The 14,862-nt window shown below is 70.8% G+C and carries 9 protein-coding genes; 8 read left to right on the top strand and 1 reads right to left on the bottom strand.

Annotated features, from left to right (window positions below; translation table 11 throughout):
- Positions 1 to 193 precede the first annotated feature (193 nt).
- Positions 194 to 391: a hypothetical protein gene (locus tag ACFY1E_RS10325; RefSeq protein ID WP_389073698.1), complete on the bottom strand. Its 198-nt coding sequence runs from the start codon at positions 389 to 391 to the stop codon at positions 194 to 196.
- Between the two features lie 1,335 nt (positions 392 to 1,726).
- Here ACFY1E_RS10325 and ACFY1E_RS10320 point away from each other — a divergent pair.
- The 8 genes from ACFY1E_RS10320 (at position 1,727) to ACFY1E_RS10285 (ending at position 14,854) form a co-directional block, all read left to right on the top strand.
- Positions 1,727 to 3,205, top strand: a complete 1,479-nt coding sequence (locus ACFY1E_RS10320) for a sugar transferase (protein WP_389073696.1) — start codon at positions 1,727 to 1,729, stop codon at positions 3,203 to 3,205.
- Between the two features lie 103 nt (positions 3,206 to 3,308).
- Positions 3,309 to 4,625 (top strand): nucleotide sugar dehydrogenase, encoded by a 1,317-nt coding sequence (locus ACFY1E_RS10315; RefSeq protein ID WP_389073694.1) that lies wholly within the window; start codon positions 3,309 to 3,311, stop codon positions 4,623 to 4,625.
- 4 nt (positions 4,626 to 4,629) lie between these two features.
- Positions 4,630 to 5,880: a glycosyltransferase family 4 protein gene (locus ACFY1E_RS10310; protein WP_389073692.1), complete on the top strand. Its 1,251-nt coding sequence runs from the start codon at positions 4,630 to 4,632 to the stop codon at positions 5,878 to 5,880.
- Positions 5,877 to 7,247, top strand: a complete 1,371-nt coding sequence (locus ACFY1E_RS10305) for a polysaccharide biosynthesis protein (RefSeq protein ID WP_389073689.1) — start codon at positions 5,877 to 5,879, stop codon at positions 7,245 to 7,247. The genes ACFY1E_RS10310 and ACFY1E_RS10305 overlap by 4 nt, the downstream gene beginning before the upstream one ends.
- On the top strand, positions 7,244 to 8,761 hold the full coding sequence (locus ACFY1E_RS10300) for a Wzz/FepE/Etk N-terminal domain-containing protein (protein ID WP_389073686.1): 1,518 nt from the start codon (positions 7,244 to 7,246) through the stop codon (positions 8,759 to 8,761). The genes ACFY1E_RS10305 and ACFY1E_RS10300 overlap by 4 nt, the downstream gene beginning before the upstream one ends.
- A 3-nt stretch (positions 8,762 to 8,764) precedes the next feature.
- Complete coding sequence (gene asnB / locus ACFY1E_RS10295) at positions 8,765 to 10,699, top strand: asparagine synthase (glutamine-hydrolyzing) (protein ID WP_389073684.1); 1,935 nt, start codon at positions 8,765 to 8,767, stop codon at positions 10,697 to 10,699.
- A 19-nt stretch (positions 10,700 to 10,718) separates the two neighbouring features.
- Positions 10,719 to 12,899, top strand: coding sequence for a bi-domain-containing oxidoreductase (locus tag ACFY1E_RS10290; RefSeq protein WP_389073681.1), 2,181 nt, complete (start codon positions 10,719 to 10,721; stop codon positions 12,897 to 12,899).
- Positions 12,896 to 14,854 carry an alginate lyase family protein gene (locus ACFY1E_RS10285; RefSeq protein WP_389073679.1) on the top strand — a complete coding sequence of 653 codons (1,959 nt, stop codon included), beginning with the start codon at positions 12,896 to 12,898 and terminating at the stop codon, positions 14,852 to 14,854. Before ACFY1E_RS10290 ends, ACFY1E_RS10285 begins: the two co-directional genes overlap by 4 nt.
- The last annotated feature ends 8 nt before the right edge of the window (positions 14,855 to 14,862 follow it).

Raw genomic sequence — 14,862 nt, 5'->3', positions numbered from 1 at the left:
TCGACCGGCGTCGAGATGGCGAAGTCGGCCCCCAGGCTCCGCCTGCCGCAACCGGTCCCCGTCTCCCGGCTTCGCACCTCTGTCACGGGCTTCTACTCCGAGCCGAAGGAGTCGCCCGCACCTGAGCCGCACCCCCCGTCCCGGTGTACGTCGGGGTCTCCCGCCCGACAGGCGGGAGACCCCGCAACGGGTCTTAGGTGGCTGCGGGCGGCTCCTGATCCTCCGCCGAGGGCGGCAGTTCAGGCGTCTTGAAACGTCGCCACTCGTCGCGGGCCTTCCCGGCGGACCTGATCACATCCGGGACCTGGTCCAGCAAGCCCTTCACAGCGAAGAGCAGCACGGAAGCCACGCCGGCGACGGCGAGAATGACGATGATGGCTGTGCCGTCCACCGATCCTGACCTTCCCTGTCATAGGTCGGATCGGGTGCGCGGGCAGCCTCGATCCGAACCCTACGGTTCGGGTCGAGACACCCCCGCTGACGCTGACGCGAGTGTTCTCGGTCGGGCCTGCATTTCGGCCCGCATCAACTCTCGGTCCTGCCACTGTCCCCGTGACACATCAGTGCAACTGACCTGCGTCTCGGCAAATAGATCGAAGTCCATCGCCAGGACAGTGCACCTGATGCGTACCCGCAACCCCGCGCGAAAGCAAGGCTGTTGGCTGGATGGGACAACCCCGCGCGAAAGCAGGGCAACCCATCGTGGTCAGCCTAGCCCATGTCAGCGTGCACCGGGGCAAGTCTCAACTAAGCCCCATCCCAGCCAAGTTGGGGTGGGGCTCAGGGGTTGGTGAGGGGGAATCACCTGGCGAGTCGGACACTGGCCGACTCGGCGGCCCATTCGAGTCCGCCGGTCACCGGCCGCAGCTGGAGGTAGGAGCCCTCGTGCCCCATAACGTAACCGAGCCCCCCACCCCCGACGTCGGGCCGGCAGCGGGAGGTGTCGTTCTCCTGGAAGGGGTGCGCGCGGAGCTCCGCGGCACCCCATCGCGCAGATTGTCGAAAGTGGCCCTTGACTTCCCCATGGTCCGGAGCGGGCCGTCCGTGTGACCTCGGTGTCTGGCTGTTCGAACAGAGCTCTGAGATTCCGCTTTCTGTGTGCCGTCGAGCGCTCCCACCCGCAACCACAGCCCCGTGCTCACCGACGAGATCCCGCCGGGCAGACCCCCTCCGCGCCCGGCAGCACAGGTCACAGGCGCGTCCTCCGTCGCCACTGGCACCGACAGGCGGGCACCGATCCATTGGAGCCATCTTCAAATCTCGGGCACAAATTCCACACGTTCCCCTCTCCAGGCGGGTTCCGATGGTCTAGATTGACCTTGCTTCGCATGCTGGGACACGAGGCGACAAATGGTGATCCATGGGTCGGCGATGCAGAGGGGCACGTAGCCGCATCTCTGGCGCCGACGTGGGGGTGATCAATTCTTGGGGCCCGAAGGGGGCTTCGGGTGCGGGGAGCATCCGAGGTGTCGACGGGTTTCCGTACAGCTCGAGAGTCTGGCCGGGCATGTGAGTGTGCCGCGGCCGGGGCGAGTTGTTCAGGTGCGGTTGCAGTAGCCGTGATGTCGTGCGCGGGAGGCGGGGGCCTCTCTCGGGAAGGGACAGCGCATCGCGGGGGCGGGGACCTCCCAAGGGGAGGAAGCGTGCGGGAGGCGGGGGCCTTCCGTGGGGGAGGGGCAGCAGTGTTGGGCGAACACGTCGTTTCACTGGGGACCGGGGGGTTTCTGTGCGACAGGGGGGAATAGTCGACCCTTTTTCGTCGGCGCGCGGGCGTCTGGCGAAAGAGGCGATGAGCCAGCTCGCGAACGACTGGGAACAGCGGTACCGCCGTACCGTGATCACCAGCGACACCGTGGCCACCGCCTTGGTGGTGGCATCGATAGGCAACTTCTTCGGGGCCCGGGACGCGGCCAACTGGCACGAGAAGTGGGGGATACTCGCCTTCGGCACCTGGCTGCTGGTGCTGGCAGCGCTTGCGGTCGGCCGGGCGTGGGCTCCGGCCGTGCTCGGCCAGGGCGCCGAGGAATTCCGAAGACTCGGACGCTCACTGTTCGCGGCGACCGTCGTACTGGCGCTCGGCGGGATAGCCCTCACCTCGCGCAACATCAAGCTCTGGATCTTCGTCGCGATCCCCGCGATCGCGCTGGTCACCATGACCGAGCGGTATGTGCTCCGCCTCTGGCTGCACAAACAGCGCAAGGAAGGCCGGTGCCTGAGACCGGTGCTCGCCGCCGGAAGCCCGGCCACCGTGCGCGACCTGATCAGCCGGACCCGCAAGTTCCCGCACATCGGCTGGCGCGTCGAGGCCGTGTGCACGCCGGACGGCCGCGGGCGCGACGGCGACCAGCTGGACGGAGTGCCGGTCGTCGGCCGGCTGACGGACGTCGCCAAGCACGTCCACCACGACGGCTACCGCGTCGTCGCCGTCACACCCGACCCGCACTGGACGCCGGACCGGCTGCAGCGGCTGGCCTGGAACCTCGAAGGCAGCGAAGCCGAGATGGTCGTGGCGCCGGTGCTGATGGAGGTGGCCGGCCCTCGGCTGCACGTCGACGCGGTGCTCGGTATCCCGCTGCTGCGGGTCAGCCTGCCGGCCTTCACCGGAGGCCGCCGTGCCATCAAGGCGGTCGTCGACCGGGTCGGTGCGGCGGTCCTGCTGCTGCTGTTCGCGCCGCTGATGCTCTTCGTCGCGCTGCTCGTGCTGGCGGACAGCCGGGGCGGAGCCTTCTACCGCCAGCGCAGGGTCGGCAAGGACGGCCGCGAGTTCACCATCCTCAAGTTCCGCACCATGGTCGTCGACGCCCACCGGGCACGTGCCGAACTCGCCGACCAGAACGAGGGCGCAGGGCTGCTGTTCAAGGTCCGCCACGATCCGAGGGTGACCCGGGTGGGGGGAGTGCTGCGCCGGTACTCGATCGACGAACTCCCGCAGCTGTTCAACGTACTGACGGGATCGATGTCGCTCGTCGGTCCACGGCCGCCCCTGCCGGAGGAGTGCGCCGCGTACGACCCGGACATCCGACGGCGGCTGCTGGTCAAGCCCGGCCTCACCGGCCTGTGGCAGATCAGCGGACGCAGCGACCTGCCCTGGGAGGAGGCGGTCCGCCTCGACCTCAGGTACGTGGAGGACTGGTCGCTCGCCCTCGACACGGTGATCTTGTGGAAGACGATGCGTGCGGTGCTGCACGGGCAGGGGGCCTACTGATGCGCGGGGGGCGTCGTCCGGTCGACATGTGGACGGCAGGCCACAAGGGCCTTGCTGGGGGGACCGCAGGCCACAAGGGCCTGTGTGGGGGGAGGAACGGGTCATGAGAGTCAGCGTTTTCGGGCTCGGCTACGTGGGCTGCGTATCGGCCGCGTGCCTGGCCGGCATGGGCCACGAGGTCGTCGGCGTGGACGTCAACCAGGTGAAGGTCGACCTGGTCAACGACGGCAAGGCCCCGGTGGTCGAGGAGCGGATCGGCGAGCTCATCGCCGACGTCGTGCGCACCGGCGCCCTGCGCGCCACCGCCGACGTCCGCGAGGCCATCATGGACAGCGAGATCTCGCTGATCTGTGTGGGCACACCGTCGGAGCCCAACGGCAGCCTGTGCACGACCTACTTGGAGCGGGTCACCGAGGAGATCGGCGCCGCGCTCGCCGAGCGCGGCGGGCGGCACACCGTCGTCTTCCGCAGCACCATGCTCCCGGGCACCTGCCTGAACCTGCTGGTGCCGATCCTGGAGAAGAACCTCGGCGGCACGGTCGGCGTGGACGTCGGGGTCGCGGTCAACCCGGAGTTCCTGCGCGAGGGCACCAGCGTGCGGGACTTCTTCGACCCGCCCAAGACCGTCATCGGCGAGCTCGACCCGGCCAGCGGCGACGCGGTGACGGCGCTGTACGAGGGCCTGCCCGGCGAGGTGTTCCGGGTGCCGGTCCCCGTGGCCGAGGCGATCAAGTACGCGGACAACGCGTTCCACGGCCTGAAGATCGGCTTCGCGAACGAGCTGGGCGCGGTGTGCCAGGCGCTCGGGGTGGACTCGCACCAGGTCATCGACGTGTTCCTGGCCGACCGCAAGCTGAACATCAGCCCCGCCTATCTGCGACCCGGCTTCGCCTTCGGCGGCTCCTGCCTGCCCAAGGACCTGCGCAGCCTGGTCCACGCGGCACAGCGGGCCGACGTCTCCGTGCCCATCCTCTCCCATGTGCTGCCCTCCAACGCCGACCACCTCCAGCGCGCGGTGGACCTGGTCGAGCGCACCGGCAAGCGCCGGGTGGGAATGTTCGGACTGTCCTTCAAACCCGGCACCGACGACCTCCGCGAGAGCCCGCTCGTCGAGCTGGCGGAGCGTCTCTTCGGCAAGGGGTACGACCTCAAGATCTACGACGCCAATGTCAGCCTGTCCCGGCTGCTCGGCGCGAACCGCGAGTACATCGAGAACCGGCTGCCGCACCTCGCGCAGCTGCTCGCGGAGTCCGTCGAGGAGGTGCTCGACCATGCCGAGGTGTGCCTGGTCGGCACCAGGGACCCGTCCGTGCTGTCGGTGCTGCCCCACGGGAACGCCCCGGTGATCGTCGACCTCATCCACCTTCCCGACGCCGATGAGCGCCGGGCCGAACCTGGGTACGTGGGCCTTGCTTGGTAATGCAATGAGCGATGAGGGGTCGGGGCGACGCGCCCTGATCCTGGTCGAGAACCTGTCGGTGCCCTTCGACCGGCGGGTCTGGCAGGAGTGCACGACGCTGCGCGACGCGGGCTGGACGGTGGACGTCATCTGTCCGCAGGGCACCAAGCGCGACACGGAGCCGGAGGCCGTGATCGACGGGGTGCGCATCCACCGCTACCCGCTGCGCGCGGCCACCGGAGGGCCGGCCGGCTATCTGAAGGAGTACGGATCGGCGCTGTGGCACACGGCCCGGCTGGCCCGCAAGGTCGGCCCGGTCGACGTGGTGCACACCTGCAACCCGCCCGACCTGCTGTTCCTGCCGGCCCTGTGGCTCAAGCGGCGCGGCGCGCGGTTCGTCTTCGACCAGCACGACCTGGTGCCCGAGCTGTATCTGTCCCGCTTCGACCGCGGCAAGGACCTGCTCTACCGCGGTGTGTGCGCGCTGGAACGGCGCACGTACCGGGCCGCGGACATCGTCCTCGCCACGAACGAGAGCTACCGCGAGGTGGCGATGCGCCGCGGCGGTAAGCGCCCGGAGGACGTGTTCGTGGTGCGCAGCGCGCCGCAGATCGAGCGGTTCCAACCGGTGCCGCCCGAGCCGGAGTTGAAGCGCGGCAAGCCTCATCTGCTGTGCTACCTGGGCGTCATGGGCCCCCAGGACGGCGTCGACTACGCCCTGCGGGCCCTGGCGAAGCTGCGTGACGAGCTCGGGCGTACCGACTGGCATGCGGTGTTCGTCGGCTCCGGCGACGCCTTCGACGCCATGGTCGAGCTGTCCAAGAAGCTCGGCCTCACCGAGCAGGTGCAGTTCACCGGGCGCATTCCGGACGCCGACCTGGTGCGCTACCTGTCCACCGCGGACGTGTGCCTGTCTCCCGACCCGCGCAACCCGCTCAACGACGTGTCGACCATGAACAAGGTCCTCGAGTACATGGCGATGGGCCGGCCGATCGTCTCCTTCGAACTGAAGGAGGCGCGCGTCTCCGCCGGTGACGCCGCCGTCTACGCGCCCGCCAACGACGAGGCCCGGTTCGCCGAGCTCGTTGCGGAGTTGATGGACGACCCGGACAAGCGCGCCCGGATGGGCAAGATCGGCCAGGAGCGGATCAGCGGGCCGCTGGCCTGGGAGAACTCACAAGCGTCGCTGCTCGCCGCCTATGCCGCCGCCTGCCGTGACCACACCCCGGTGTCGGCGGTCGAGCCGGTCCGGACAGGGAAGAGGCAGCGCAGTTGAGCGAGGACACGATACGCCTGGTCACCATCGGGCGGATATTCAGTCGGCGCTGGCGGCTGCTCGCCGTCCTCGCCGTCGTGGGTGCGCTGGTCGGCTTCGGCGCCTCGGTGGTGGTGTTCCCCCCGCGCTACACGGCATCGGCACCGGTACTGCTGCCGGGACTGTGGGAGGAGCGCGAGCTGCTCACCCAGGTGGACCTCGCGACCAGTTCGGCGGTCGTCGACCGCGCGGCCGACGCGCTGCACTGGTCCGGCGTGAGCACCACCGACCTGCGGAAGCAGGTCAGTGCCAAGGCCGCGGACGGGAACATCATCACCATCGCGGGTACGGCCGACACCCCCAAGCGCGCTCAGCAGCTCGCCGACCAGGTGGCTCAGCAATTCGTGCAGTACACCGCGCAGATCGCGGGCAGCGGCACGGACTCCGCAACCACCACGGCGAACGACACGCTGCGCAAGCAGGTCGAGGAGACCAGCCGCCGCATCAGCGACCTGGCCAAGGCGGCCAACCCCGGACAGACCGTGGAGAGCGTGCAGGCCCGCACCGAGCTCGAGAACCTGCGCACCTCGCTGGAGGGGGCCATGAAGAAGGTGGACGAGGCCAACCCGGCGACCAACAAGGCAGGCATGGTCGTCATGGGGCCCGCCGCCCCGCCGACCGGCGAGGCCGCGCCGACGAGGATCCAGCTCATCGTCGGCGGAGCGCTGCTGTTCTTCCTGCTCGCGGTCGTCGGCCATCTCGTCGCCGCACGGATGAACCGCAGGCTGCGCACCGAACCGGAGATCGCCGCGGCACTGGGCTCGACACTCCTCGGCACCGTCGACGTGGCCGGTGAACGGCGCGCACGCCGGCCGGAAGTCGGGGGCTCACGAGCCCGTGTCCGCCGCTTCCTCGGCCTCGACACCCCGTGGGACCTGCCGGCCCCGCAGAAGTCCGGCGACGAGGCCGGCCGACGCCTCCGCTACCGGCGGGTGTGCGCCCGGCTGAAGGAGCGACTGCCCTCCGCCCAGCGGCTGTTGGTCGTCGTACCGGAAGGCGACGACATCGCCCGCCGCGCCGCAGGACAGCTCGTCGCCGAGGCCAGGAGCGGCCCGATGCTGCGGATGGTGGAGGTTTCGGTGAACCGGCCGGTGGTGCCGGACCGCGAGAACGAGTCCGGCGCCGTGGTGGTCCTCAGCGCGGACAGCTGGACCGCCGAAGAGCTCGCAGGCATCGCGGAGGCCTGCGCGGACGGCAGGCACGAGGTCGTCGGCATCGTCGTCGCCGACCTGGTCCAGGCCCGTCCCACGAGGTCGGCCGGCCCGCTTCCGGACGACGCCACGCTGGCGCTCGCGGTGCGCGGCCACGCAACAGGAGGTTCGGCGTGACGACAAGCACGACCCCGGAGTCGTCGGCTGCCACTCCGCTCATCGACCTGCAGGCGCTGGTGGTGGCGGTGCGCAGGCGCCGTCGCCTGTGGACGGCCATGGCGCTGCTCGGCCTGCTGGCCGGCGCCGCAGTGGCGGTCCTGATGCCGCCGCCGCCGACCGCGGTGACCAAGGTGCTGGTCGCGCACGCGGAGGACCAGCCGAACGACACCGGAACGCTGATCCGCACCGACGTCCAGCTGCTGCAGACCACCCAGATCGCCGACAAGGCCCTGCAGGCCCTCAAGTCCCCGGAGAAGCCCGAGGACTTCATGAAGGACTACCAGGGCGCCGGTCTGACCAACAACCTGCTGCAGATCACCGTGACCGGCGACAGCGACGCGCAAGCGGTGGCCCGCGCCAAGGCGCTCGCCGACTCGTTCATCGCGGACCATGTACGGCGGATGAAGGACACCGCGCAGGCCCAGGCCAAGGCCCTGCTGGACCAGCGTGACCGCATGCGCGTCGAACTCGCCCAGGTCAACAAGCAGATAGGAAACCGGTCCCCGGACAGCGACCCGAAGGCGTCGGCGGGCATCGAGACGCTCTTCGCCCGCCGGGCCGAACTCAACGCGCGCATCTCCGACTTCGACCAGCGCGCCGCGGACGCCCGCACCGGCACGCCCCAGGTCATCGCCGGCACGCAGATCGTGGACGCACCGCGCGCGGTGCGCCACTCCCTGCCCAAGGCCCTGGTCACCGACGCCGCCGTCGGCGGGATCCTCGGGCTCGTCCTCGGCCTTGCGCTGGCCGCGGTCGGCACGGTGGTGGCGGACCGCCCCGTACTGCGCCGGGACATCGCCGCGAACCTGGGCGCCTCGGTCATCGCGGAGCTGCCCCGCCGCTCGGGCAAGCTGTGGCGGCGCCGCCGCACCCGGGTCACCCGCGAACGGCTCACCGCGACCCTGGCCCGCACCACGGGCGACTCCACGGAACCGGTGTCGCTGCTGGAACTGGGCTGCGCACGCAGCACGAGCGTGATCGCCCTGGATCTGGCCAGGGCCCTGGCGGCACAGGGTCCGGTGACCGTCGTCGACGCTCTGCCCGGCGGACAGCTCGAAGGCCGTAAGAAGCCGGGAGATCCGCCTGTGGTCAGCGGCGAGCGTGCCGCGAGCCTGTCGCCTTCGGAGCGCCGCATCGGCGTCGGCTCGGTGGCGCCCGGCACGGCGTGGACCGACCTGCGCCACCTCGGCACCCAGACCGTGCTCGTCGTGCGGGCCGGACACGGCAGCGCCGCCTGGCTGCACACCGTGGCACGGCAGCTCGCGGACCAGCGCATCCCGGTGATCGGTGTGGTGCTGATCGACCCCGATCCGCGCGACCGCACCGACGGCACCCTGTGGGACGGACTGCACACCGCGCTGCGCGGCCGTGCCGAGCGGCCGGCCCGGCAGAACGGCACCAACCAGCCGCGGACGGAGCGGCAGCCGATCTGGGCCGCACACATCCCCGGCAACGACCAGGACGGGCGGTAGCACATGTGTGGCATCGCAGGCACCTATCGCTGGCCGGACGGAAAGGTCGTGACCGACCGGCTCACCGAGACCCTCGCCCACCGCGGCCCGGACGGAGCAGGCCGCTACGGCCACCCCGTCGGTGACGGCGAGGTGCACCTCGGGCACCGCCGCCTCTCCATCATCGACCTGACCGAGACCGGCGCCCAGCCGATGGTCTCGGACGGCCTCGCCCTGACCTACAACGGCGAGCTGTACAACGCGCCCGAGCTGCGCGCCGAACTGGAGGCGGCCGGGGTGCGCTTCCGCGGAACCTCCGACACCGAGGTCCTCCTCGAGGCCTGGAGGCGCTGGGGCACGGACTGCCTGCCCCGGCTGCGCGGCATGTTCGCGTTCGGGATCTTCGACGAGCGCACCGGTGAACTGGTCCTGGTCCGCGACCAGTTGGGCATCAAGCCGCTGTTCCTGCTGCGGCGCGGCGACGGCCTGGTGTTCGCCTCCGAGCTGAAGGCTCTCGCGGCCGCCACCGGCGGCAAGCTGGAGGTGGACCACGCGGCGCTGGTGGCCTCCCTCCTCTATTACTGGGTGCCGGACTCGCGGTGTGCCTTCCGTGAGGCGGAGAAGCTGCCGCCGGGCAGCTGGCTGCGGTGCCGCCCCGACGGCCGGGTGGAGCGCGGCCGGTTCTGGGACCTGAAGGAGGTCGCCGCCGAGGGCCGGGAGCGGGCCCGGGCCGGCGAGCAGCCCGACCTGGCCGCCGTCATCGAGGAGTCGACACGGCGCCACCTGCTGTCCGACGTACCCGTGGCCACCTTCCTCTCCGGCGGCCTCGACTCCAGCTACCTGACCGCTCTGGCGGCCCGTCACCAGCCCGGCATCTCCGCCTACACGATCGGGTTCCGCGCCGAGGACGCCAAGTTCGAGGCGATGCCCGACGACCTGCGCTACGCCCGGCAGGTGGCCGCGCGGTTCGGCGTCGACCTGCACGAGATCGAGATCGCCCCGAACGTGCTCGACCTGCTGCCGCAGATGACGTACAGCCTGGACGAGCCGATCGGCGACCCCGCCGCGATCAACACGTTCCTGATCTGCACGGCCGCCCGCGAGGCCGGGGTCAAGGTGATGCTCTCCGGAATGGGCGCCGACGAGCTGTTCGCCGGGTACCGCAAGCACCTGGCCAACCTGATCGCGCTGCGCTACCAGCGCGTCCCGCGGCCCCTGCGGCGCGGGGTGTCCGCGGCCGTGGACCGGCTGCCGGTCGCCACCTCCCGCCGGGGGTTCAGGTCGGTGCGCTTCGCCAAGCGGTTCCTGTCCTTCGCCGACCTGCCGGAGGAGACCGCCTTCCGGCGCAGCTACACCATGTACGACCAGGACGAGCTGCTCGCCCTGCTCGATCCGGACCTGGCCGGCACGGTCGACGACGTACTGACCGAACACAGGGACGTCTACCAGGACAACGACCTCGACGACTTCGTCAACCGCATGTGCCTGACCGACGCCCGGATGTTCCTGCCGGGTCTGAACCTCACGTACACGGACCGCTCCAGCATGGCCGCCTCGACCGAGGTACGGACGCCGTACGTGGACATCGAGGTGGTCAAGGCGGCGTTCGCCATCCCCGGCGACCGCAAGATCGCCGGACGGCAGGGCAAGGCGGTCCTGAAGGAGGCAGCCACCTCGATCCTGCCCCGGGAGATCGTGTACCGGCCCAAGGGCCTGTTCAGCGCCCCGCTGCGGGCCTGGATGAGCCGGGACCTGGCGCCGCTGGTGCGCGAGGTGGTCAACGACGGCGAACTCGTCCGTTCCGGGATCCTGCGCCGCGACGCACTGAAGCGGATGGTCGCCGAGGACGCGGCCGGGCAGCAGGACTTCTCCAAGCATCTGTGGCACGTACTGACGCTCGAGTACTGGTATCGCGACGCGACCTCTGGGTCCGGCCAGAGCACTCGTTTGACGGCTTAGGAATTTCAGAGGAGTTCGGGTGAAGCAGGTAGTACAGAACTACAAGAGCGGCGAGCTGGCGGTGCTCGACGTTCCGGTACCGGGGTGCAAGCCGGGTGGTGTGCTGGTCCGCAGCGCCTACTCGCTGATCTCCACCGGCACCGAGATGATGAAGGTGTCCGAGGCCGGCATGTCGATGCTGGGCAAGGCCCGCTCCCGCCCGGACCAGGTCGCCAAGGTCATGCAGAGCGTGGCCACCAACGGGGTGCCCGCCACCTACCGCAAGGTGATGGGCAAGCTGGACTCCTACACACCGCTGGGCTACTCGCTGTGCGGGGTGGTCGAGCAGGTCGGCGCCGGGATCGACGACGTGAAGGTCGGCGACCTGGTGGCCTGCGCCGGCAATGAGCACGCGCTGCACGCCGAGCTCAACTGGGTGCCGAAGAACCTCTACGTCCCGGTGCCGGACGGCCTAGCGCCACAGCACGCGGCCTTCGGCACCGTCGGGTCGATCGCCATGCAGGGCGTCCGCCAGGGCGAGCCGCAGCTCGGCGAGGTGGCCCTGGTCATCGGCCTCGGCCTGATCGGGCAGCTGGTGGTGCAGCTCCTGGCCGCCTCCGGCGTCCGCGTCGTCGGCGCCGACCCCGACCCGGCCCGCTGCGAACTCGCCGAGCGCCTGGGCGCCGCAGCCTGCGGCGATCCGGCCTCCGCCGCCGTGGAGAACGCCGTCGCCGAACTCACCGACGGCCACGGCGTGGACCAGGTGTACCTGGCCGCCGGCGGCGGCAGCAACCAGCCCGTCGAGCTGGCCGCCAAGCTGGCACGCGACCGCGGCAGGGTCGTCGACATCGGCAAGTGCCGCCTCGACCTGCCGTGGAACGCGTACTACGAGAAGGAACTCGACGTCCGCTTCTCCCGCTCGTACGGCCCCGGACGCTACGACCCGGAGTACGAGCTGGAGGGCCGCGACTACCCCATCGGCTACGTCCGCTGGACCGAGCGCCGCAACCTGGCCTGCTTCCTCGACCTCGCCGCCCGCGGCAAGATCGACGTGGAGCCCCTGATCTCCCACGTCGCCGACTTCGACGACGCCGTCGAGACCTACCAGCGCCTGAAGGACGGCGAGCTGAAGGCCATCACCGCGCTGTTCCGTTACCCCGAGCAGGCGGAGGAAGCCGGGGAAGCCAAGGCCCCGGCGGTCGCGGTGCCCACGGTGAGCGTGAAGCCGAACCCGGCCCGCTCTGCCAGGACACCGGTCAAGCTGGCGTTCGTCGGCGCAGGGAACTACGCGACGTCGATGCTGCTGCCGCACCTGGCACAGCGCGAGGGCGTCGAGTTGTCGACCGTCGTCACCACGACCGCGCTGTCCGCGGCCAACGCGCAGCGGAAGTTCGGCTTCACCGAGGCGACGACCGACCTCGACGCCGTGCTGGGCGACAAGTCCATCGACGCGGTGTTCGTCGTCACGCGGCACAGCTCGCACGCCGACCTGACCCGCAAGGCACTGCTGGCGGGCAAGACCGTCTTCGTGGAGAAGCCCTTGGCCCTCACCGAGGACGAGCTGGCCGGGGTGCTCGCGACGGTGGAGGAGTCCGGCAACGACCGGCTGCAGGTCGGCTTCAACCGCCGCTTCGCGCCGCTGTTGCAGGAGGCCAGGAAGCAGTTCGGCACCCGCAGCGGCCCGGCGAGCCTGCGCTACCTGGTCAACGCGGGCCAACTGCAGCACGGCAGCTGGTACCTCCAGCAGGGCACCGAGGGCTCACGCTTCGCCGGTGAGGGCGGCCACTTCATCGACACGGCGAGCTGGCTGCTCGACGCCGACCCGGTCTCCGTCTACGCGGTCGCCCCGTCCGGCAACGAGGACCTGCAGATCGTGCTGCGCTACCCGGACGGGTCCACCGCCACCATCAGCTACGTCACCACCGGCGCCCCCGGCTTCCCCAAGGAAACGCTCGACCTGGTCGCCGACGGCAAGGTGCTGCGCCTCGACGACTTCGTCCGCGCCTCGGTCTACGGCCGTAAGAAGTGGGTCAGTTCACGGCTGCCCAAGGCCCGCGACAAGGGCCAGAACGCCGAACTGGCCGCGTTCATCAAGGCCGTGCGGACCGGCGGGCCGATGCCGGTGCCGCTGCAGTCCCTGGTCGCCACCACTGCGGCCACCCTCGCCGTGCAGGCCGGCCTGGCCGGCGGCGCGCCGGTGACGTTGGAGAACGCACGATGACCATGAGCGCGGGCTGGTACCTGCGACGGCTGTCCCGGATGGGACCGCAGGAGGTCGCGGGCCGGGTGGGCGACACGGTACGCCGACGGCGGTGGCGGGCGACGCCGCCGGCCTGCCCGAGCGTGACCGGCGCCCGGTTCATCGCGGTACTGCCCGCCGAAGCGATCGCCGCGGTGCCGTCGGACGCCGCGAAACGCCTCGTCGCCGAGGCGGACCGGCTGATGGAGGGGCACGTCGAGTACTTCGGGGTGGCCCGCGACGACCTCGTCGACCCGGACTGGTGGTACGACCCCAAGACCGGGCGCCGGACCCCGTCGGGCTACGCCTTCGACGTGCCGTACCGCAGCGAGGACGCGGTCGGGGACATCAAGCAGATCTGGGAGCTGTCCCGGCATCACCACCTCACCCAGCTCGCCGCCGCCTACGCGATCACCGGGGACGAGCGGTACGCCGAGCGCGTGGCCGCGCACCTGCGTTCGTGGTGGGAGGTCAACCCGCCGCTGCGCGGCGTCCACTGGATCAGCGGCATCGAGCTGGGCATCCGGCTGCTGTCGTGGGTGTGGGTGCGCCGGCTGCTGGAAGGCTGGCCGGGTGCGGCCGATCTGTTCGAGGACAACCCGGTGGCGCTGAACCAGATCTGGCACCACCAGCGCTGGCTGGCCGCCTTCCCCAGCCGGGGATCGTCGGCGAACAACCACGTCATCGCCGAGGCTGCCGGACAGTTCGCCGCGGCCTGCGCGTTCGACTGGTTCCCCGCCTCGGAGCGCTGGCGGACCGACGCCCTGCGCTCGCTCGACCGGCATCTGCGCAGCAACACCTTCCTCTCCGGCCTCAACCGCGAGCTGGCCTCCGAGTACCACGGCCTGGTGCTGGAACTCGGTCTGGCCGCCGTGGCCGAGGCCGATGCCGCCGGCGTGCCGGTCCCCGCGACCGTCCGCCTGGTGCTGCTGCGGATGACCGACGCGCTCGCCGCGGTCGTGGACAACCGGCTGCGGCCACCGCGCCAGGGCGACGCGGACGACGGGCACGGTCTGATCCTGGACGGCGAGGGCACCGACCGCTGGGGCTCGCTGCTGTCCACCGGGGAGGCGGTGTTCGGCCGGCTCGACTGGTGGCCGACGGTGACCGGCACCGATGTGCGCACCCCGCTGCTGGCCGCGCTCATCCGGCCGTACGAGAAAAACGGAACCGGACCGGCCGTGTCCCGCCCGGACAGCAGGCCTGCCCACTTCGCGGACGCGGGCATGACCATCCTGCGCGGCCCGGAGGAGATCTGGTGCCGCTGCGACGGCGGCCCGCACGGTTTCCTGTCCATCGCCGCGCACGCCCACGCGGACGCACTGTCCGTGGAGGTCCGCCACGACGGTGTCGACGTGCTCGCCGACCCGGGCACGTACTGCTACCACGGGCAGCCCGAGTGGCGGCAGTACTTCCGCTCCACCCTCGGCCACAACACCCTCGAACTGGACGGCGCCGACCAGTCCGTCTCCGGCGGCCCGTTCCTGTGGACCCGGCACGCCGACACCCGCGTACTGGTCGCGGAGACGTCCGGCGAGGGGGCGGCCCGCTGGAGCGCGGAGCACGACGGCTACCAGGGCTCGGTGCACCGTCGCCAGGTGGAACTCACCGCCGAAAGCCGGGAGTTGAGGGTGGTCGACGAGGTGCGCGGCCCGGGCGGGGCCGTGCGGCTGGCCTTCCACCTCGGCCCGGCGATCACCGCGGACCTGGTGGACAACCGGGCCGAACTGACCTGGACCCGGGACGGCGAGGACCGCTCCGCGGTGCTCGACCTGCCCGGGCAGCTGTCCTGGCAGGCGCACCGCGGCGAGACCGAGCCGCCGCTGGGCTGGTACTCCGCAGGCTTCGGGCGCAAGGAACCCGCCACCACCCTGGTCGGCACCGGCTTCACCGACGGCACGGAGGGCTTCACCACCGTGCTCAGGTTCCGCGGGTAGGGGGGCAC

It is taken from the genome of Streptomyces sp. NPDC001604 (assembly GCF_042893475.1).
Classification (GTDB): Bacteria; Actinomycetota; Actinomycetes; order Streptomycetales; family Streptomycetaceae; genus Streptomyces.
The sequence above is the reverse complement of the archived record's forward strand: the minus strand, read 5'-3'. Positions and strand labels throughout refer to the sequence as shown.

Excerpts from the sequence above, each read along its gene's own strand:
- ACFY1E_RS10310 (WP_389073692.1), top strand. The coding sequence starts at position 4,630 with ATGAGCGATGAGGGGTCGGGGCGACGCGCCCTGATCCTGGTCGAGAAC.
- ACFY1E_RS10285 (WP_389073679.1), top strand. The coding sequence starts at position 12,896 with ATGACCATGAGCGCGGGCTGGTACCTGCGACGGCTGTCCCGGATGGGA.
- asnB (WP_389073684.1), top strand. The coding sequence starts at position 8,765 with ATGTGTGGCATCGCAGGCACCTATCGCTGGCCGGACGGAAAGGTCGTG.
- ACFY1E_RS10315 (WP_389073694.1), top strand. The coding sequence starts at position 3,309 with ATGAGAGTCAGCGTTTTCGGGCTCGGCTACGTGGGCTGCGTATCGGCC.